Below are 19,090 nucleotides of genomic sequence, written 5' to 3'. Positions count from 1 at the left end.
TTGTTAATTCAACATGTCCTTTTACTATGTATATAGAGATGATCTGAATAAAAGGCAAAAGTGCCACTAAATAGCGTCGATCCACTTAAATCAGCTAAAAGAGAGGCATATATGCCTCAAAATAGCACGGGCTTACCTAAACCAGACTAAAGAAGGGCATAAATGCCACTAAATAGGCATGATTTAGATAAATCAAGCAAAAGAACGGTATAAATCCCGTACAATGAGCTCATTCTTGCTGAAGTCAGCAAAAGAACGGTATAAATCCCGCACAATGTACCCAATCCCGCTAAATTTAGCAAAAGAACGGTATAAATCCCGTACAGTGAGCTCATTCTTGCTGAAGTCAGTAAAAGAACGGTATAAATCCCGCACAATGAGCCCAATCCCGCTAAATTTAGCAAAAGAACGGTATAAATCCCGTACAATCAGCCGAATCTCCTACGATGACCCTTACGCAGAACGCACCTCAACAGACCAGTTAGTTTTTAAATCGTAAGCAGCAGCCACATAATTGATAGCAGACTCTCCCCAGTAACAAGTTTCCCTCATGCGCCCAAGCGAACTCCACATATACTCACCGTGCCCAGCGACCTCCTCAACAAGCTTCCCCACGCGCCCAAGCGAACTCCACATATACTCCACGTGCCTAGCGACCTCCTCAACAAGCTTCCCCACGCGCCCAAGCGAACTCCACATATACTCCACGTGCCCAGCGACCTCCTCAACAAGCTTCCCCACGCGCCCAAGCGAACTCCACATATACTCACCGTGCCCATCGACCTCAGCAACAAGCTTCCCCCACCCGCCTGCAATCTCAAACTAGTCCCTACATCACACTAAATCCCAAACAATTCTCCAACTAAATAAGGTAGCCACACCAAGCACCTTTTTACGAAAAGAGGCTGTTTTTGCTCTTTAGTTCATTTGGTTTAGAGCAAGAAAATTGTTAAATGAGCTAATATACCTGATTTTTTTAAAAAAAGAATACTAGTTAATATTTCCATTACATTCCTCTGCAACAGAATTGACAATTGTAGACGAAAATGACATTAGCAGTTACCTATACGAAAAGGGTGAATCTAATTGAAAAACAGTAAATGGATTAGCGCAACGTTGGCTTCAGCACTTCTTGCAACAGTAGGCGTTGGAAGTGTATCTGCAGCTAGCACCGGCAGTAATGTAAAATCTGTAGCTACCAATCAAGTCGCTGCTGTTACAGCAGTTAAAGAAGGTACAACTACTTGGAATGTAAACGGAACGCCGATTGTGTTTAACACCATTAACAGCAGTGGTTACAAGCTTTACTCGCTGACTCAGGTAGCTGGTGAAATTGGGGCTAAGGTAGTACTGGGAACAAGCGGGTTTGAACTTAACGACAGCAAAGGACTACATAATGTGCAACTCAAAACAGGCTCAAAGAGCTATCAAGTAGATGGTAATTCCGAATCGTTCACAGTGGCTCCAGTGTTTTATAACGGTAAAACCTATGTAGAGCTGACTAAGTTAGTTATTGCATTAGGTGGAGAGCTGGACGCTGATGCTAGCACGATTTTGAGCTTTGCACGTCCGGAAGGATTGTTTGATACTTTGCACTGGACGGCAGCTGGTAACCTGATTGCGAACAAAAGTGATGCTGAAACTACTCAGCTTATCAAATTCAGTACAGAACCAGGTAACTATGAAGTGTTTTCGTCAAATGACAGTGCGGTGGACTTTGCAGTATCGCCGGATCAACAGTGGGGAGCTTTTAATGATGAGAAAGGTTTGCTGAATCTGATTAACTTGTCTAGCGGAGCTGTTAAAACACTAGGCACCGACAATAGCGTGAAGACAGATCTGGTTTGGTCCAAAGATGGGAAAAGCATTTATTTCATCCAAGGAGACAAGCAAGAAAAAATCGCTAAAATCTCAGTAGAGACTGGTGATGTTAAATCCGTATTGGCTGACAAGGTTGAGAATAAATCTGAACTGCGCATTTCTGCTGACGAAAAAAGCGCCGTTTATATCGTTAATTTGACGGGTGTTGCTAAAAATGATGCAGACAGCACAGAAGATTCTCTTACGGTAGACTTCAGCTCGGCAGGAGAGCAGCTTTATAAGCTTGATCTGGCTACAAAAGATGCTAAACCAGCTGCATTAACAACCACAGCAGATAACAAGCTTTATCCAGAGATTTTGGCTGATGGAAATGTGGCATACCTGAGCGCAGATGCAGACGGCAATGCGAAGAATACCCTAAAGCTTGTAAAAGCGGACGCAACCAGCACTAATATTGCACTTGATATCGAAGTGAATTGGTCCACTGGCGTTAGCAATGGTTTGGTAGTGGCAGGTACTACGGCAGACGGAAGCACAGTGATCTATTCTATCGATGGTAGTGGTGCAAAGACCGAACTGTTCCGTACGGCTGAAGATGTATCTGAAGTATCTGTATCTAAAGACGGAAGCAAGCTTGCGATTGTGAGCGGCGACAGCGTATGGGTTATCCAAGGCGGTAAAGGGCTGCAACTGACTAAATAATGATTATCCCAAACATATTTTAACGGCCTAGAGCCGAGAGGAGAAAATAGTACAATGAAAATCTTCAAGAAATTAACAGTAACGGCTTTAACAGCCGTAATCGCGGTAACCGCATCTTTTGCAGGGATTGCAGCAGCAGCAGATTCACTTAGTGGCAAAATCACCGTTAACGGTTCAACCGCACTTCTTCCATTGACCTTGCAAGCGGCAAAAGAATTCCAAAAGCTGCACCCTAAAGTAAAAATCGCAGCATCTGGTAAAGGTTCTGTAACTGGACCACAAGCTGTGAAAAAAGGCATCGCTGATATCGGCGCTTGCGACTGGGATGCTAGCATCGACGTACCAGGCTTCAAAGCTTTTGACGGACAGGTAGCGAACAAAGTAGCTGTCATTCCTTTTGCAACGATTGTAAACAAAAATGTGGGTGTAGATAACCTCACAACAGAACAACTTAAAGGCATTTTCGCTGGCAAAATCACCAACTGGAAAGAAGTAGGCGGCGCAGATGCAGATATCGTTGTCATCACTCGCTCTTTCGGTTCTGGTACCCGCGTTAACTATCAAGCTAAAGCCTTGGATGGCGGAGATATCGTTAAAAAAGCTAAGAACTACAAAGAAACAGGTTCATCCGGCGACATGAAAACAGCAGTAGGAACTACTCCTAACTCCATCGGTTATATCGACCTTGTTTATGTAAGTGGCGACGTAAAAGCAGTGAAACACAACGGTATCGCAGCTACTACAGACAACGTAATTAACGGTTCTTATAAGATTTGGGCTTATGGTTACTACATGACTAAAGGTCAACCTACTGGCGCAACTAAAGAATTTATCGAATACGTACAAAGCAAAAAGTTCCAACAAGGATCTCTGAAAAAGCTTAAATTCATTCCGATCGCAGCAATGAAGGGTTAATAACATCTGAAGATCATATTGAACGGTAACAGCGGCCAGCCCCGATTTTGATACGGGGTTGGCCGCTTACAGGAGGGAAAGTATGGGGGCACCAGTCCACAACCTGGCAACTAAGGTTAAGGAGGGCGTTACAGAAGTTAGCGCCAACTCCAAACGTCACAGTAGACATATGTTTAGCAACCGATTATTCCGCTTTTATTTCTTATTCAGCATTCTTGCACTTTGCTTCGTGCTTGGACTTGTAATTCTATTTATCGGCAAAACGGCGCTGCTTCTGTTTGGTCATCTCTCGCCTGCGGACTTTTTCTTTTCTTTTAACTGGACGCCTGAAGAGGACTCCTTTGGGGCTGCTGCCTTCATTGTAAATACACTTTCACTGACGGCTTTGACCCTGCTGATCGCAGTACCTATTTCTGTGGGTATGGCCGTGCTCTGTGCGGAGATTGCTCCGAAGTGGATGAAGACCTTCATTCGCCCGGTGCTCGATTTGCTCGTTGGTATTCCTTCTATAGTATATGGTTATTTAGGCTTAACGGTATTACTTCCATTTCTTCGTAGAGTTAGTGGGGAGAGCTTGGGCGATGGATTACTGGCTGCGGCCCTCGTGCTCGCATTAATGGTCCTGCCAACAATTTGCCGAATCAGTGATGATGCAATTGTCGCTGTTCCTCGCAAATATCGGGATGCTGCGTACGCTCTTGGATCTACCCGTCTGCAAGTTATTATGCGTGTTGTTTTGCCTGCGGCTAGCAGAGGAATTATCTCCGCGGTCATTCTCGGGATGACTCGTGCTGTGGGGGAGACAATGGCTGTAGTTATGGTTATAGGAAACACACCACAGTTGGCAAAAACCTTATTTACACCTGCCTCGGTCTTGACTAGTAACATCGTTATGCAAATCTCGAATGTAGAGTTTGAGTCAACCTGGAATTATGCCCTACATATGATGGCCTTTCTTCTGCTGGTGATTTCATTTGTACTGATTCTGATCATCCGCGTGCTGGGTAGAAAAAGGAGGGATGCAGCGTGAACGGATTCGCAAGTACAAAGCATACAGCGCGTGCTCAGAGACGCAATAAGATGGCGACTATAGGGTTTTATACGCTTGGGGCTTTAGTTATGCTGCTAATCTTCTGGCTGCTCTTCACGATTCTTAGTAAAGGTCTGCCAGCACTGCGGCCTGACTTCCTGATTAAACAGCCTGAAGAGATTGACGTAGGTGGCGGGATCGGTCCTGTACTTTTCAACTCTTTTTATATTTTGTTCATCTCGCTGCTTATTTCCGTCCCTATCGGTTTAGGTGCGGGGATTTATATGGCGGAGTATGCTCCGGATAATGCTTTTACAGGCGGCCTGCGTATATGTGTAGAAGCTCTCTCTTCGGTTCCTTCAATTGTATTTGGTATGCTTGGACTTGCGATATTTGCTGAATATTTTGGGATCGGCCTGACGATTCTTGGCGGTGGGGTAAGCTTGGCGCTTTTGAATCTGCCTATGCTTGCACGTGTGACGGAGGAAGCGGTTCGTGCTGTTCCTGAGGAGATGCGTGAAGCTGGATATGCACTGGGCATGACTAAATTCCACGTGATCCGCACAGTAGTTCTACCCGTTGCAATGTCAGCCATTGTTACTGGGATTTGTCTCGTTGCTGGACGCGCCTTCGGGGAGTCTGCGGTTATTATCCTTACCGCTGGTCTCAGTACCTCGGGCGAAATGTGGGACTTTAACCTGTTCTCACCGGGTGAAACCCTTGCAGTGCATCTCTGGTATGTACAATCCGAAGCAATTGTAGAAGATGCGCGGCAAATCGCTGACAAATCAGCGGCAGTACTCGTATTTGTAGTTCTGTTTATTAACTTTGCCTTCCGTTTTCCGCTCTGGCTCGGAAATCGCCGCAAAGGGCGCTGATTCGCTCATATAGGAAGAACATGCATAAAAAACTGTCTCTCGGCGGAAGAAAACGCCGTGAACAGTTTTTTATTCCCGATTAAATAAACAAGGTGCTCCATCCATCGATAAAATTGCTAATGCGCGTGTCTTTTGAGTAATTAGATTGGCCACGCTTATAGAGAGCTAAAAAAGTTCCCATATATAAAAATCAGAAATGGGAATGTGAAGAGTAATAGTCGGTGAGTAATGAGTGGTTTTTAATTGCACTTTATACACTTATTTTTGATGGGGATAGGTTTGTTTGGGTTTAATTGTACTTTGTGCAGTTAAAAATGGTGAAAAGGCCATTCTAGGCGTAAATCTGAGAATATAAGTGTATGAAATGCAATTAAAGCGAGTTTTGGAGGTAAAAGGGTACTTTTAGTTGCAGAAAATGCAATTAGATAGCATGTAGCGGCGTTTCTCCGGAAAATTAGCCGTAATGTTCTAATGCGGCGAGGGATGATGTGGAACTGACTCATAAAAACTGATCAACGATTGCTAAGCTTCACATAACCCTGAGCTCCACCCAACCCCTCCCCTGAACACAGAAACAGCCTTCCCGAAGGAAGGCTGTTTCTATATGACGTCCCGGAAGGGATTCGAACCCCCGACCGTGCGCTTAGAAGGCGCATGCTCTATCCAGCTGAGCTACCGGGACATGGTTGCTGGCAGAAAAGCAAGCAGGAGTTATCATATCATATGGGGTGTTTTTTTTCAAGCTGTTTTTTAAAAAGAGTACGGGGTATGCTATAATCTACAATTATTAAGTTTCGGAAGAAGCTTAAGGTATTAATAACTTTTATAATGGTTAGGATTCCATTCACATAAGTAGACATAAGGAGGTGCCCTCATTAAACATTCGGATTCCCCCGCCACCAAAGAGAATATCGTCCTTTTCCCCAAGACACTGGACTATTATCAAATCCAGCTGACGGTGATGCTGGAAAGTGAACGCTACGGGGAAGCGATGGAGCTGCTTCGTTTTTTGCTGCAGTGTCAAGGACAGGAAGAGCGAAATTACGAGGAATGGCGGTCCCTGCTGGAATGGCTCGAAACGGCATTTCCTTACGCGTCCCAGAATGGAGATGCGGAGGGAGCTGTTCACCCCGAAGACGAAGATTTAAGGGAAGAGGATATGGCCCGCTTTTTGGCCAAATCTAAAATGAACGAGGATACGGGGTATCCCAAAAAGCTGCTGCAGCGGGTGATGAACGAGCCTCTGTCTGAGGCGACAATACTTGCACTAGAGCAGCTATCCTATCTGGAAGGTGGCGGCGTTGACGAGGAGCTGACCACTTGGCTACAGGGGGATAATGTTCATCCACTGCTGCAATTTCGGACCTTGCAGACGCTTAAGCGGCGTGGGATGCAGGGAACAGTGAAGCTGATTCGCGGACATGAAAAGGTACTTGTAGAGATCGAGAGCGTGCCACTGCAGACGGAGGATTTTCCTCCGCAGGTGAGTCATGTGCTGGAGCGGGTAGCCGGGCAGGCTGAGGTGCATGAGCCTACGCTGTATTATTTTGCACAAGAGCTCTGGGGCCAGTTCATCATGTCGATTTATGGGTCGGATGAATATCGGAAATTGCTGGAAGGCGAAGACGTTTTGCTGGATATTTGGGCAGGAGCGTTGCACCAATTTGTTTCTGAGAGTTTAAACGGCTCCCGACAAGAGGAAGAGACACGTGGAATGTATGGCATCACAGACGGCATGCGCTTTCAATTTGAGGGAGCTTATCGTGCTCTCAAGGGTTTTGTAAAGACTTCTCTACTTGATAAATAAAGTAATGTTGTATATAATATAATGGTTATTCTGTGCGTGGATTGTATCATTATTTGAAGTAAACTTGTGAACCTATATTTTGGAGGGAAAAGTATAATATGAAAGCAACATGGGAAAAAATAGAGAAGAACCTTGGAGTTCTTGAAGTAGAAGTAGACGCAGAACGCGTAACAGCAGCACTTGATAAAGCTTTTAACAAAGTCGTTAAAAAAGCTAACGTACCAGGCTTCCGTAAAGGTAAAGTACCTCGGCCGATCTTTGAATCCCGTTTTGGTGTAGAAAGCTTGTACCAAGATGCAATCGACATTCTTCTTCCTGAAGCTTACGGTGAAGCAGTTGAACAAACTGACATCTTCCCTGTAGACCGTCCTGAAGTTGATATTGAGCAATTTGCTAAAGGCCAATCCTTTATCTTCAAAGCGAAGATCACGGTTAAACCTGAAGTGAAGCTCGGCGATTACAAAGGTCTGGAAGTTCCAGTACAAAAAGCTGAAGTGACTGAAGAAGAGTTGAGTGCTGAACTTGCTCGTCTGCAAGAACGTCATGCTGAGCTTGTAGTAGTTGAAGAAGAAGCAGCAGCTAACGGCGACATCGCTGTAATCGATTTTGACGGATATGTTGATGATGTACCGTTTGAAGGCGGAAAAGCTGAACGTCACTCTCTTGAGCTTGGCAGCAACTCCTTCATTCCAGGATTCGAAGAGCAAGTGGTAGGAATGGCTACTGGAGATTTCAAAGATGTTGAAGTTACTTTCCCTGATGAATACCATGCAGAGAACCTTGCGGGTAAAAAAGCAGTATTCAAAGTGAAGCTGCACGAAATCAAACGCAAACAACTTCCTGCATTGGATGATGAATTCGCTAAAGATGTAAGTGAATTCGAAACTTTGGATGAGTACAAAGCAGATTTGAAGGCTCAGCTCGAATCCCGTAAAGAGGAAGAACTGAAAGGCCTTCGTGAGAATGCAGTTGTTGATAAAGCAGCAGCTAACGCTGAAGTTGAAATCCCTGAAGCTATGATCAACAGTGAAGTTGAGAATATGGTTCGTGACTTCGACACTCGTCTTCGTCAACAAGGTATGAACATGGATATGTTCCTTAGCTTCTCCGGCCAAACTCGTGAAGACTTGCAGAACCAAATGAAAGGCGATGCTGAAAAACGCGTTCGCAACAACCTGGTATTGGAAGTTATCGCAAAACAAGAGAACATTGAAGTTTCCGAAGAAGAAGTTAACGAAGAGTTGGCTACTATGGCTGAAGCTTACAAACGTACTCCAGAAGAAATCCGCAGTATCTTGGCAGCTAACGGTTCACTGGGCAGCTTGAGCGAAGAGCTTTCGTTGCGTAAAACCATTGATTTCCTTGTTAGCAATAGTGTAGAAGTTGAAGCAGTAGAAGAAGCACCAGCTGCTGAAGACACTAAAGCTGAGTAGGATATTTTAAAATTATAAGAAGGTATAAGTTTCACTTTATACTTTATTCTTATAATTCTCGCATAAACGCTTACCGTCCTTAAAAGGACGCCAAAGGCGTTTTAGCTTGACACTACCTAGAACGGCCAGTTACACGGCCTCCATACAGATATGATAAGGCACGTAAGTTTCGTTACGTGCCTTATTTTTATCCTCGGCCGCAAATATATGTGACTACATAGGTATCCGTATGAACGTATGGCAATAAGGTAATAGGGGCGGTAACGTCACAATTCACAAGCAGCGGACTGTTCACTGTGGTGAAAAAATGACATCGCGCCGTGAACGTGTTAAAATATTTCTGAAACGATAAGACTAATCTGTACAGAGAAAAGAGGTTGGTGGCATGAGTCTGGTACCAATGGTTGTGGAATCAACAAGTCGTGGAGAACGTTCGTACGATATCTATTCCAGATTGCTCAAGGATCGCATCATTTTCTTAAGCAGTGCGATTGACGATGATGTCGCCAATCTGGTTATTGCTCAATTGCTGTTTTTGGCAGCAGATGATCCCGAGAAGGACATTCACTTGTACCTCAACTCACCCGGTGGTTCAGTAACAGCCGGCATGGGTATATACGATACGATGCAATATATCAAACCGGATGTTTCAACCATTTGTGTAGGGATGGCAGCAAGCATGGGATCGCTCCTTCTAACAGCTGGGGCGCCGGGCAAAAGATATGCGCTGACCAACAGCGAAGTTATGATTCATCAACCGCTCGGCGGTGTTCAAGGTCAAGCGTCTGATATTTGGATTCACACTGACTGGATCCTCAAGACGAGACAGAAGCTGAATCAAATTTATGTAGATCGCACAGGTCAGCCCCTTGAAAAAATCGAACGGGACACAGACCGCGATAACTTCATGAGCGCGGAAGAAGCCAAGGAATATGGGCTTATTGACCAGGTTCTTTCTTCACCGATGAAATCTTAAAGGGGTGGTTAGATGTTTAAATTTAATGATGAAAAAGGGCAATTGAAATGTTCTTTTTGCGGTAAATCACAAGAGCAGGTTCGTAAGCTTGTAGCAGGACCGGGCGTTTATATATGTGACGAATGTATCGAGCTTTGCACGGAAATTGTGGAAGAAGAGCTCGGTCATGAGGAAGAGCTTGATCTGAAGGACATTCCAAAACCAAAGGAAATTCGCGATATTTTGGATCAATATGTAATCGGTCAAGAGCAAGCGAAGAAATCTCTTTCTGTAGCGGTTTATAACCACTACAAGCGTGTGAACAGCCAAAGCAAGATCGAAGATGTTGAGCTGACGAAGAGTAATATCCTTTTGCTCGGTCCAACAGGTTCTGGTAAAACCTTGTTAGCACAAACGATGGCGAAGATTATCAACGTTCCTTTTGCTATTGCAGACGCTACTTCCTTAACGGAAGCTGGTTATGTCGGCGAGGATGTTGAGAACATTCTGCTCAAACTCATTCAAGCTGCAGATTACGATGTGGAGAAAGCCGAACGCGGCATTATCTATATTGATGAAATTGATAAAGTAGCACGTAAATCCGAGAATCCGTCCATTACTCGTGACGTTTCCGGCGAAGGTGTACAGCAAGCGCTTCTGAAGATTCTGGAAGGAACTGTTGCTTCTGTGCCTCCGCAGGGCGGACGTAAGCATCCTCATCAGGAGTTTATTCAGATCGACACGACGAACATCCTGTTCATCGTTGGCGGTGCCTTTGACGGTCTGGAGCAAATGATTAAACGCCGTATCGGTAAAAAAATCATTGGCTTCAACGCAGCAGTTGAAGGACAAAAGGATCTTAAGCCTGGTGAATATTTGTCGATGGTATTGCCTGAAGATTTGCTCAAATTCGGTCTTATTCCTGAATTTGTAGGCCGTCTGCCAGTCATCTCGACTTTGGAGCCGCTTGATGAGAATACGCTTGTACGTATCCTTTCCGAGCCTAAAAATGCACTCACTAAACAATATATCAAGCTGCTGGAAATGGACAACGTAGCGTTGAAGTTCGAACCATTGGCACTCGAAGCAATTGCCAAGGAAGCGATCAAACGTAATACGGGAGCCCGTGGACTGCGCGCGATTATTGAGAGCATCATGCTCGATGTGATGTATGAAGTTCCTTCACGCGATGATATTAAGGATTGTGTGATCACGGAACAGGTCGTTCAGGAGAAAGCTTTGCCTGAGCTCAACCTTAAGAAAGACAAGAAGAAAGAGGAAAGCGCGTAAGCCGCTTTTCCTTAACAATACATGTCACAGTCTCCACCTTTCTTCCGCTTATCCCGCTTCACATTAGCGGGAGCGAAGGGGTGGAGCTTTGGCGTTATGGGGGAGAAAAATCATGTTCTTGAGACACCAAACCCGTCCTGTCAATGTTGGCGGGCTCATTATTGGGGGAAACAACGAGGTTGCGATTCAAAGCATGTGTACAACCAAAACCGCTGATGTGGAGGCTACTGTAGCTGAAATATTGCGGCTTGAGGAAGCAGGCTGCCAGCTAGTACGCGTAACTGTCAACAATGAAGAGGCGGCTGCCGCAATCAAGGAGATCAAGAAACAGATTCATATCCCACTCGTAGCGGATATTCATTTCAACTATAAGCTAGCGTTGATGGCTATTGAGAACGGCATCGATAAGGTACGGATTAATCCGGGGAACATTGGTCGTCGCGAAAAGGTAGAAGCGGTAGTTAAAGCATGTAAAGAAAAAGGAATTCCGATTCGGATTGGTGTAAACGCTGGTTCTTTGGAGAATCACCTTTTGGAAAAATACGGATACCCAACCCCAGAAGCTATGGTAGAAAGTGCGTTATACCATATTGGGATTCTGGAGGAACTGGATTTCCACGACATTATCGTTTCTCTAAAAGCATCCGATGTGCCAATGGCCATCGAAGCTTACCGTCAGGCTGCGGAAGTCATCCCTTATCCGCTGCACTTGGGCATTACAGAATCTGGCACATTATTTGCTGGTACAGTGAAGAGTTCCGCAGGTATTGGTGCATTGCTCTCTATGGGCATCGGCAGCACACTGCGTATCTCGCTTAGTGCCGATCCGGTTGAAGAGGTTAAGGTGGCGCGTGAGCTGCTGAAGACGTTTGGTCTGATCTCTAACGCGGCGACGCTGATCTCTTGTCCGACTTGCGGACGGCTGGATATCGATCTTTTCTCCATCGCTAATGAGGTGGAAGAATACATTTCGAAGCTTAAGGTGCCTATTAAAGTTTCCGTCCTTGGCTGTGCTGTTAACGGTCCTGGTGAAGCACGTGAAGCAGATATCGGTATTGCTGGCGCTCGTGGGGAAGGTTTGCTTTTCCGCTACGGACAAATGATCCGTAAAGTGCCTGAAGCTGAACTCGTAAACGAGCTGAAGAAGGAAATTGATGCGATTGTGGTGGCTTACGAGGCAACGGGCGAAATCCCGGGCCGCGCCCACGCTAACCTTGCACCTCCGGTGCAGTCGAAGTAACTTGGTCTGAATGGTATTTATAAGAATTTTCAATCTCATAATATTATAAACACTTCTTAGCATCGTATAGTAATTTTGGGCGACGTTAGGTAAGTAGTGATCTAAGTGGCGAAGAACGTCCTGTGCAGTTCCGGTATATCCGGGGCTCATGGGGCGTTTTTTTTGCGTTTATTTCCATTTTGGAGGAAGGGATGAGTAAACATGAACTATGAACAAGCCCATGAAAAATTTATTGCGCAGCATCTTGCAAGCAGAACGGGCGAACGTCGGGGGAGGCTGGAGAGAGGTCATGGCCACGCCGAGAAATTATTTTTGCAGAATGTCTGGTGGCCGCTTTGTGGTGAATTCAATGATCTTCATCCGGAGTATGAGGTGCTGGATTTACAAAGACGAGCTTATTTTGCTGATTTTGCTTTTTTGCCGGGGCCGATCAAGCTTTTGTTTGAGATCAAAGGGTATGTAGCTCATGTAAGAGACATGGATAGGCTGAAGTCTTGTAATGAGCTAAATCGTGAAACTTTTCTGTACGGAATGGGTTATCAAGTATTTTCATTTGCCTATGATGATGTTGAACAGCGCCCTGAGTTATGTGTTACACTGCTGCGTTTGGCGCTAAGCCGCTACCAAATTGTAGATGCACCGCGTGGCAGACTGCTAATCGCTGAGAAGGAAATCATGCGTTTAGTGATGCGTCAAGCTGGGGTGATACGCCCTAAAGAAGTCGCTGATTATTTCACGCTAGATCCCAAAACAGTACGCATGATGCTAAAGAATCTCTGTGAAAAAGGCTGGCTTACTCTTGTGAAGAGGGGAATCGGCGTCAAAAATGTTGAGTATAACTCCTCACTCCTCCGCATTCCTTCCTCTCCAACCTCCTCAACAATCTCCTTTTTTTAATATTATCTAAGCTACATTCGTACTCCCCATACTCATTAATGCCCTTATAGTTAATTATCAGAGTCTATCCTACTGCAACAATTCAACAAATCCTCAAATTCGCGTTTACTAATTACCGAAACGGCTATACTACCTAATAGTAGCCAAGGGTGGAAAGGTAGACTGAACGAAACAGGAGGATGACCTATGGAATTAAGTATAGTTGTGATGATCGTGCAGCTCTTTTTCGCGCTGGTTATCGGCGTATACTTTTGGAATCTGCTGCGGGGTCAGAAGACAAATAAGACAGCGGTAGAACGAGAGTCGCGCAAGGAACTGGACAAGTTACGGAAAATGCGGATGATTACATTAACTAAACCATTGTCGGAGAAAACACGTCCGGCTTCTATTGGAGATATTGTCGGGCAAAAAGATGGGCTGCGCGCCCTGAAAGCCGCACTTTGCAGCGCTAATCCGCAGCATGTGATTATTTATGGTCCGCCGGGAGTGGGCAAGACTGCGGCAGCGCGTGTTGTCATGGAAGAGGCGAAAAAGAATGTGCTTTCTCCTTTTAAAAGTGACGCCAAATTCACAGAGATTGACGCCACTACCGCTCGTTTTGATGAGCGTGGTATTGCTGACCCGTTGATCGGCTCTGTGCATGATCCTATTTATCAAGGTGCAGGGGCCATGGGTGTGGCGGGTGTGCCACAGCCGAAACCGGGCGCGGTCACTAAGGCGCATGGCGGGATTCTTTTTCTGGATGAGATAGGAGAGCTTCACCCTATTCAGATGAATAAGCTGCTTAAAGTGCTTGAAGACCGGAAGGTCCTGCTAGAGAGCGCTTATTATAATTCGGAGGATAATAATACTCCGGCTTATATTCATGATATTTTTCAAAATGGATTGCCTGCTGATTTCCGGCTAGTTGGCGCTACTACGCGCTCTCCGGATGAGATTTCACCTGCGCTGCGTTCGCGCTGCATGGAGATTTATTTCCGCCCGCTGCTGCCGGATGAGATTGCCGTCATCGCGCGTGACGCGATACAGAAAATTGGGCTTAAACCAAGTCCGGAAGCAGTCACTGTGGTGCAACAGTATGCAACCAACGGCCGGGAAGCAGTTAATATGATTCAACTGGCTGCTGGGTTAGCCTTAACAGAGCAGAGAGATACACTAAATGCTGCTGATGTAGAATGGGTAGCAGGTAGTAGCCAGCTTCCGCTGCGTACGGAACGCAAGATTCCTTCGGCACCGCAGATTGGATTAGTCAATGGTCTTGCCGTGTATGGGCCGGGGATGGGGACTCTGCTCGAAATCGAAGTTTCCGCAGCGCCTGCTGTGAACGGCCAAGGCAGACTGAACGTAACCGGTGTGGTGGATGAAGAAGAGATCGGTGGAGGCTCCCGCACGATTCGGCGAAAAAGTATGGCAAAGGGTTCGGTTGAGAATGTATTGACTGTACTACGTACGATGAATCTGGAGCCCGATCGTTATGATCTACATGTGAATTTCCCAGGGGGTACACCGATTGACGGACCTTCTGCTGGAGTTGCGATGGCAGTAGCAATTGTCTCCGCTATTCGTGGACTTCCCGTGGATAACACGGTAGCGATCACAGGTGAGATAGGCATCCATGGTCGAGTTAAGCCAGTGGGCGGTGTAATTGCCAAAGTAGAAGCTGCTTTTCAAGCTGGTGCCACTACAGTGCTTATTCCAAAAGAAAACTGGCAGTCTCTCTTCGCTGACCTCGCGCCATTACGCGTTATTCCAATGGAAACAGTAGAAGAGGTGTTCCGTCATCTGTTTGGTGCCGATACAGCAGATGTAAGGTTGCCTGCAGTTGCTGGAGAGCTGTTCTCCGCTGCACCTTCACTCCTGAAGGCCGATGCGGCTGGTGAATCTGCAAAGGGTTAAACTAAATTGATCCCTAATTCGAAGAATAAGGTGAGATTTGTCGCTGTAAAATAAAGGAGGCTGCAGGCAATTCTGCTGCTTCCTTTTTAAATGCTACAAGAAACGTTGTCTCTATTTAAGGAAAAGCAAGTCGGTTCTTCTTGAAATCTAAGGACTCTGTTGGTGTTTTGGGGCTGCTTTTGTTAGAATGAATGCATATGAGATTAATTGAGAGCCATGGGAGGTGCGAAAGCGATGATGACAAATAAAACAAAAGGTCGTCGTTTTCCTTTATTGCCGCTAAGAGGGCTTCTTGTGTACCCAAGCATGGTTCTTCACTTGGATGTGGGCCGTGAGAAGTCAGTTCGGGCGTTAGAGAAAGCTATGGTTGAAGATAATTTGATTCTTCTTTGTTCCCAGTCGGAAGTGAATATTGAAGAGCCAGGTCAGGACGATATTTTTCGGGTCGGTACTGTTGCCAATGTGCGGCAAATGCTGAAGCTTCCAAACGGTACGATACGTGTACTGGTTGAAGGTGTAGAACGGGCCGAAATTATTAATTATATCGATAATGATGAGTACTATGAGGTTATGGCGCGTGAGCTGCCGGAAGATGAAGATAGCGATCAAGAATGTGACGCGCTGATGCGTACAGTACTCAATCAGTTCGAACACTATATTACGTTATCCAAAAAAGTGACCCCAGAGACCCTCGCTGCTGTATCCGATATAGAAGAGCCTGGTCGACTTGCGGATGTCATTACGAGTCATTTATCGCTAAAAATTAAGGATAAGCAAGAAATTCTCGAGACAATTGATGTCAGTAAACGGCTGGAGAAGCTTCTTGATATTCTTAATAATGAGCGTGAAGTGCTGGAGCTTGAACGTAAGATCAATCAACGTGTCAAAAAGCAGATGGAAAAGACGCAGAAGGAATATTATTTGCGTGAGCAAATGAAAGCGATCCAGAAAGAACTCGGTGAGAAGGAAGGCCGGGTAGGAGAAGCGGAAGAGCTGCGGACGCTAATGGAAGAGAAAAATGTTCCGGAACGCGTGAAAGAAAAGATGGAGAAAGAAATCGACCGTCTGGAAAAAATGCCAGTCAGCTCTGCGGAAGGCGGCGTTATTCGCAACTATGTAGATTGGCTGCTCAGTCTCCCTTGGAGTGAACAGACAGAGGATGATCTTGACATCAAAAAGGCCGAGCAGGTACTTGATGAGGATCACTACGGTTTGGAAAAACCGAAGGAACGGGTATTGGAATATTTGGCCGTTCAGCAGTTGGTTAAGAAGCTTAAGGGTCCGATTTTATGTCTTGTAGGTCCTCCAGGGGTGGGGAAAACCTCACTGGCTCGTTCCATCGCCCGCTCGCTCAACCGCAAGTTCGTCCGTATCTCGCTAGGCGGTGTACGTGATGAGGCGGAGATTCGAGGTCATCGACGGACTTATGTAGGTGCGATGCCGGGCCGGATTATCCAAGGCATGAAGACGGCGGGTACGATTAATCCGGTTATCCTATTGGATGAAATCGATAAGATGGCTGCGGATTTCCGTGGAGATCCATCTTCAGCGCTGCTTGAGGTGTTGGATCCAGAACAAAACAACACGTTTAGTGATCATTTTGTAGAGCTGCCGTTCGACTTGTCGAACGTAATGTTTGTAACAACAGCCAACGTAGTGCATAATATTCCGCGTCCTTTGCTGGATCGAATGGAAATGTTGTTCATTCCGGGATATACGGAACTGGAGAAACTGCAAATCGGCAGCCGTTATCTATTGCCTAAGCAGAAGAAAAACCACGGTCTTGCAGAAGATCAACTGATTATCGAAGACGATAGTTTATTACGCATTGTCCGCGAATATACCCGTGAATCCGGTGTTCGTAATTTGGAACAGCAGATTGCAGCATTATGCCGCAAAGCTGCGAAACAAATCGTGTCTGAGGAAAAAGAGAAAGTGGTCATTCTTCCTGACGACATCAAGGATTATCTTGGGGCTTCCAAATATCGTTACGGTATGGCCGAGCTTGAAGATCAGATCGGTACGGTCACTGGGCTGGCTTGGACTGAGGTTGGCGGTGATACATTGCTGATCGAAGTTACGGTTGTGCAGGGAACAGGTAAACTAACCCTTACCGGACAGCTTGGCGACGTAATGAAAGAGTCGGCACAGGCCGCATTCAGCTATACTCGTTCGAAGGCGGAGGAGCTGGGCCTCCAGCCCGATTTTTATGAGAAGATTGATATTCATATCCATATTCCGGAAGGTGCAATTCCGAAGGATGGTCCGTCTGCAGGGATTACGATTGCAACCGCATTGATCTCCGCGCTCACGAAACGTTATGTTTCGAAGGATGTGGCGATGACAGGTGAAATCACCTTGCGGGGACGTGTACTGCCAATTGGTGGATTGAAAGAGAAATCCCTTGCGGCTCACCGAGCTGGATATAAAAAGATCCTTCTTCCCAAAGACAATGAACGGGATTTGAAAGATATTCCTGAGAGCGTACGTAATGATGTTGAGTTCGTATCAGTATCTAATATGGATCAGGTCTTGCATCATGCGTTAGTTGAGCATCATAATGAAATTAGCAGTGAGCCACCGAGTAGTGTGCATTAGAAAGGAAGTCCTATGAAAGTTAATATTGCCGAATTTATTATCAGTGCCGTTGGCCCTGATCAGTACCCTGATGATTCCTTGCCAGAGGTTGCTCTGGCAGGGCGTTCCAATGTGGGGAAGTCTTCCCTCATTAACCGAATGATTAACCGTAAGAATCTGGCTCGGACAAGCTCCACGCCTGGTAAGACACAACACATGAACTATTACCGTATCAATGAAGACAGCATGTATTTTGTTGACTTTCCAGGTTACGGGTATGCCAAGGTTTCCAAGACGCAACGCGCGGTATGGGGTAAAATGGTTGAAAAATACCTCTCTGAGCGCGATACGTTGAAGCTTGTTCTGCTTATTGTGGACCTGCGGCATTCACCTACCAGCAATGATAAGATGATGTTCGATTGGTTGAAGCATTACGATCTTCCAATGTGTGTTGTAGCGACCAAAGCGGATAAAATTCCGAAGACGCGCTGGCAAAAGCATATCAAGACCATGAAGCAGGAGCTGGGCGTGCTGCCAGGGGATAATTTTATTCCATTTTCCTCGGAAATTGGTCTCGGCAAAGACGAGCTTTGGGGCTTAATCGATGGGTATATTCGCCCTTCTGAGAATGAATCTCCGGATTCAGAGGATGCTGAAATGATAGCAAATGAATCTCAGCAAGAGGATTCAACCGAAGCGTAAGATAAGAACTCATTTACAATCAAGCAACCATTCCTAGTACGAATGGTTGTATTTTTTTGTTTAAAACTAAAATTTCTATGGAAAAGGACCGATAGATAACATATGATAGATATTCATTGCCACATCTTACCCTTTTTGGATGACGGAGCCTCTGATTGGGAAGCCGCTCTTGCCATGGCGCAAGACGCCCACAGAGAAGGGATTACTTCAGTCATCGCCACGCCACATCACGCCAACGGTCAATATATGAATAACGCCCCCAAGATTAGAGAAGCTGTGGAGCTGATGAACGAAAGACTTCGTCAGGCTGGTAATCCACTGCTTGTTCTTCCAGGTCAAGAGATCCGTATCTACGGTGATCTGCTGAATGATCTGGAGCGGGGGGAATTGCTGAGTCTTGCAGATTCGCGGTATATTTTACTGGAAATGCCTTCATCACGAGTACCACGTAACATGGAAGAAATCTGCCACGAGCTGATCATTCAAGGTTTCGTTCCGGTCATCGCTCATCCGGAACGCAATGCTGAAATAGCTGCTGATCCTTCTAAACTAGAGAGATTGATAGAGCTAGGATCACTAGGGCAGGTAACCGCACAGAGTCTTGCAGGCGTTTTCGGGAATAAGCTTCAGAAGCTGTCACTGGAGCTATGCCGTAGAAATGCAGTACATGTATTGGCCTCTGATGCACATGACAGTGTTCATCGTCCGTTTGGATTAAACGCTGCTTATGTGGTTATGGAGAAAGAACTAGGCCCTGAGCTGCGCGACTATGTTTGCGGCAATGCTCAGCAAATTATGACCAATGGCGAGGTTATTCATGGAAAACACGTACAAACAAGGAGAAACCGACAAAAATTGTTTGGATTTTTTTTCCGAAAGGGCTGACTAATCTACCTAATAGTGGTAGAATGGGTTTTATTGGGTGATTTAATGCTAAACGCAATAGT

At 45.7% G+C, this 19,090-nt stretch carries 16 protein-coding genes and 1 tRNA gene; 14 read left to right on the top strand and 3 right to left on the bottom strand.

Features of this window, described 5'->3' with window-relative positions:
- Nucleotides 1-146: 146 nt before the first annotated feature.
- Together NYE58_RS29405 and NYE58_RS29400 are read right to left on the bottom strand one after the other, a co-directional pair.
- On the bottom strand, nucleotides 147-428 hold the full coding sequence (locus NYE58_RS29405; RefSeq protein WP_341003711.1) for a hypothetical protein: 282 nt from the start codon (nucleotides 426-428) through the stop codon (nucleotides 147-149).
- 25 nt (nucleotides 429-453) lie between these two features.
- On the bottom strand, nucleotides 454-645 hold the full coding sequence (locus tag NYE58_RS29400; protein WP_341003708.1) for a hypothetical protein: 192 nt from the start codon (nucleotides 643-645) through the stop codon (nucleotides 454-456).
- Between the two features lie 441 nt (nucleotides 646-1,086).
- Between NYE58_RS29400 and NYE58_RS29395 the strand changes: the two genes are divergently transcribed.
- From NYE58_RS29395 to pstA, 4 genes are all read left to right on the top strand, one after another.
- Nucleotides 1,087-2,523 carry a stalk domain-containing protein gene (locus NYE58_RS29395; protein ID WP_076220484.1) on the top strand — a complete coding sequence of 479 codons (1,437 nt, stop codon included), beginning with the start codon at nucleotides 1,087-1,089 and terminating at the stop codon, nucleotides 2,521-2,523.
- 54 nt (nucleotides 2,524-2,577) lie between these two features.
- Nucleotides 2,578-3,438 (top strand): phosphate ABC transporter substrate-binding protein, encoded by an 861-nt coding sequence (locus tag NYE58_RS29390; protein ID WP_038573065.1) that lies wholly within the window; start codon nucleotides 2,578-2,580, stop codon nucleotides 3,436-3,438.
- Between the two features lie 82 nt (nucleotides 3,439-3,520).
- Entirely contained in the window at nucleotides 3,521-4,468 is a 948-nt protein-coding gene (pstC, locus tag NYE58_RS29385; RefSeq protein WP_036685038.1) for a phosphate ABC transporter permease subunit PstC, read from the top strand.
- A gap of 50 nt (nucleotides 4,469-4,518) precedes the next feature.
- A complete protein-coding gene (gene pstA / locus NYE58_RS29380; RefSeq protein WP_341004312.1) occupies nucleotides 4,519-5,346 on the top strand; it encodes a phosphate ABC transporter permease PstA in 828 nt (275 codons plus the stop codon).
- A gap of 608 nt (nucleotides 5,347-5,954) precedes the next feature.
- Here pstA and NYE58_RS29375 read toward each other — a convergent pair.
- Nucleotides 5,955-6,028 (bottom strand) — tRNA-Arg (locus NYE58_RS29375).
- A 279-nt stretch (nucleotides 6,029-6,307) separates the two neighbouring features.
- Here NYE58_RS29375 and NYE58_RS29370 point away from each other — a divergent pair.
- The 10 genes from NYE58_RS29370 (at nucleotide 6,308) to NYE58_RS29325 (ending at nucleotide 19,028) form a co-directional block, all read left to right on the top strand.
- Nucleotides 6,308-7,153 carry a hypothetical protein gene (locus NYE58_RS29370; protein WP_036685042.1) on the top strand — a complete coding sequence of 282 codons (846 nt, stop codon included), beginning with the start codon at nucleotides 6,308-6,310 and terminating at the stop codon, nucleotides 7,151-7,153.
- A 98-nt stretch (nucleotides 7,154-7,251) separates the two neighbouring features.
- The gene (gene tig, locus NYE58_RS29365) at nucleotides 7,252-8,586 is read left to right on the top strand and encodes a trigger factor (protein ID WP_036685045.1); all 1,335 of its coding nucleotides are present in this window, start codon (nucleotides 7,252-7,254) and stop codon (nucleotides 8,584-8,586) included.
- A 385-nt stretch (nucleotides 8,587-8,971) separates the two neighbouring features.
- On the top strand, nucleotides 8,972-9,562 hold the full coding sequence (clpP, locus tag NYE58_RS29360) for an ATP-dependent Clp endopeptidase proteolytic subunit ClpP (RefSeq protein ID WP_076129430.1): 591 nt from the start codon (nucleotides 8,972-8,974) through the stop codon (nucleotides 9,560-9,562).
- Between the two features lie 12 nt (nucleotides 9,563-9,574).
- Entirely contained in the window at nucleotides 9,575-10,831 is a 1,257-nt protein-coding gene (clpX, locus tag NYE58_RS29355) for an ATP-dependent protease ATP-binding subunit ClpX (RefSeq protein ID WP_036685052.1), read from the top strand.
- Between the two features lie 112 nt (nucleotides 10,832-10,943).
- Nucleotides 10,944-12,071 (top strand): flavodoxin-dependent (E)-4-hydroxy-3-methylbut-2-enyl-diphosphate synthase, encoded by a 1,128-nt coding sequence (gene ispG, locus NYE58_RS29350; protein WP_036685055.1) that lies wholly within the window; start codon nucleotides 10,944-10,946, stop codon nucleotides 12,069-12,071.
- A 201-nt stretch (nucleotides 12,072-12,272) separates the two neighbouring features.
- Entirely contained in the window at nucleotides 12,273-12,968 is a 696-nt protein-coding gene (locus NYE58_RS29345) for a BlaI/MecI/CopY family transcriptional regulator (RefSeq protein ID WP_341003704.1), read from the top strand.
- Between the two features lie 186 nt (nucleotides 12,969-13,154).
- Entirely contained in the window at nucleotides 13,155-14,864 is a 1,710-nt protein-coding gene (gene lonB, locus NYE58_RS29340) for an ATP-dependent protease LonB (protein WP_038573063.1), read from the top strand.
- Between the two features lie 234 nt (nucleotides 14,865-15,098).
- A complete protein-coding gene (gene lon / locus NYE58_RS29335; RefSeq protein ID WP_341003701.1) occupies nucleotides 15,099-17,462 on the top strand; it encodes an endopeptidase La in 2,364 nt (787 codons plus the stop codon).
- A gap of 12 nt (nucleotides 17,463-17,474) precedes the next feature.
- Nucleotides 17,475-18,143: a ribosome biogenesis GTP-binding protein YihA/YsxC gene (gene yihA, locus NYE58_RS29330; RefSeq protein WP_076277511.1), complete on the top strand. Its 669-nt coding sequence runs from the start codon at nucleotides 17,475-17,477 to the stop codon at nucleotides 18,141-18,143.
- Nucleotides 18,144-18,245: 102 nt separating this feature from the next.
- Nucleotides 18,246-19,028, top strand: a complete 783-nt coding sequence (locus NYE58_RS29325) for a tyrosine-protein phosphatase (protein WP_076277510.1) — start codon at nucleotides 18,246-18,248, stop codon at nucleotides 19,026-19,028.
- Nucleotides 19,029-19,090: the final 62 nt, after the last annotated feature.

Origin of the sequence: Paenibacillus sp. FSL L8-0708 (assembly GCF_038009325.1) — a bacterium.
In the GTDB taxonomy this organism is placed as follows: Bacteria; Bacillota; Bacilli; order Paenibacillales; family Paenibacillaceae; genus Paenibacillus_AQ; species Paenibacillus_AQ odorifer.
This window is presented reverse-complemented; position numbering and strand designations above follow the sequence as displayed.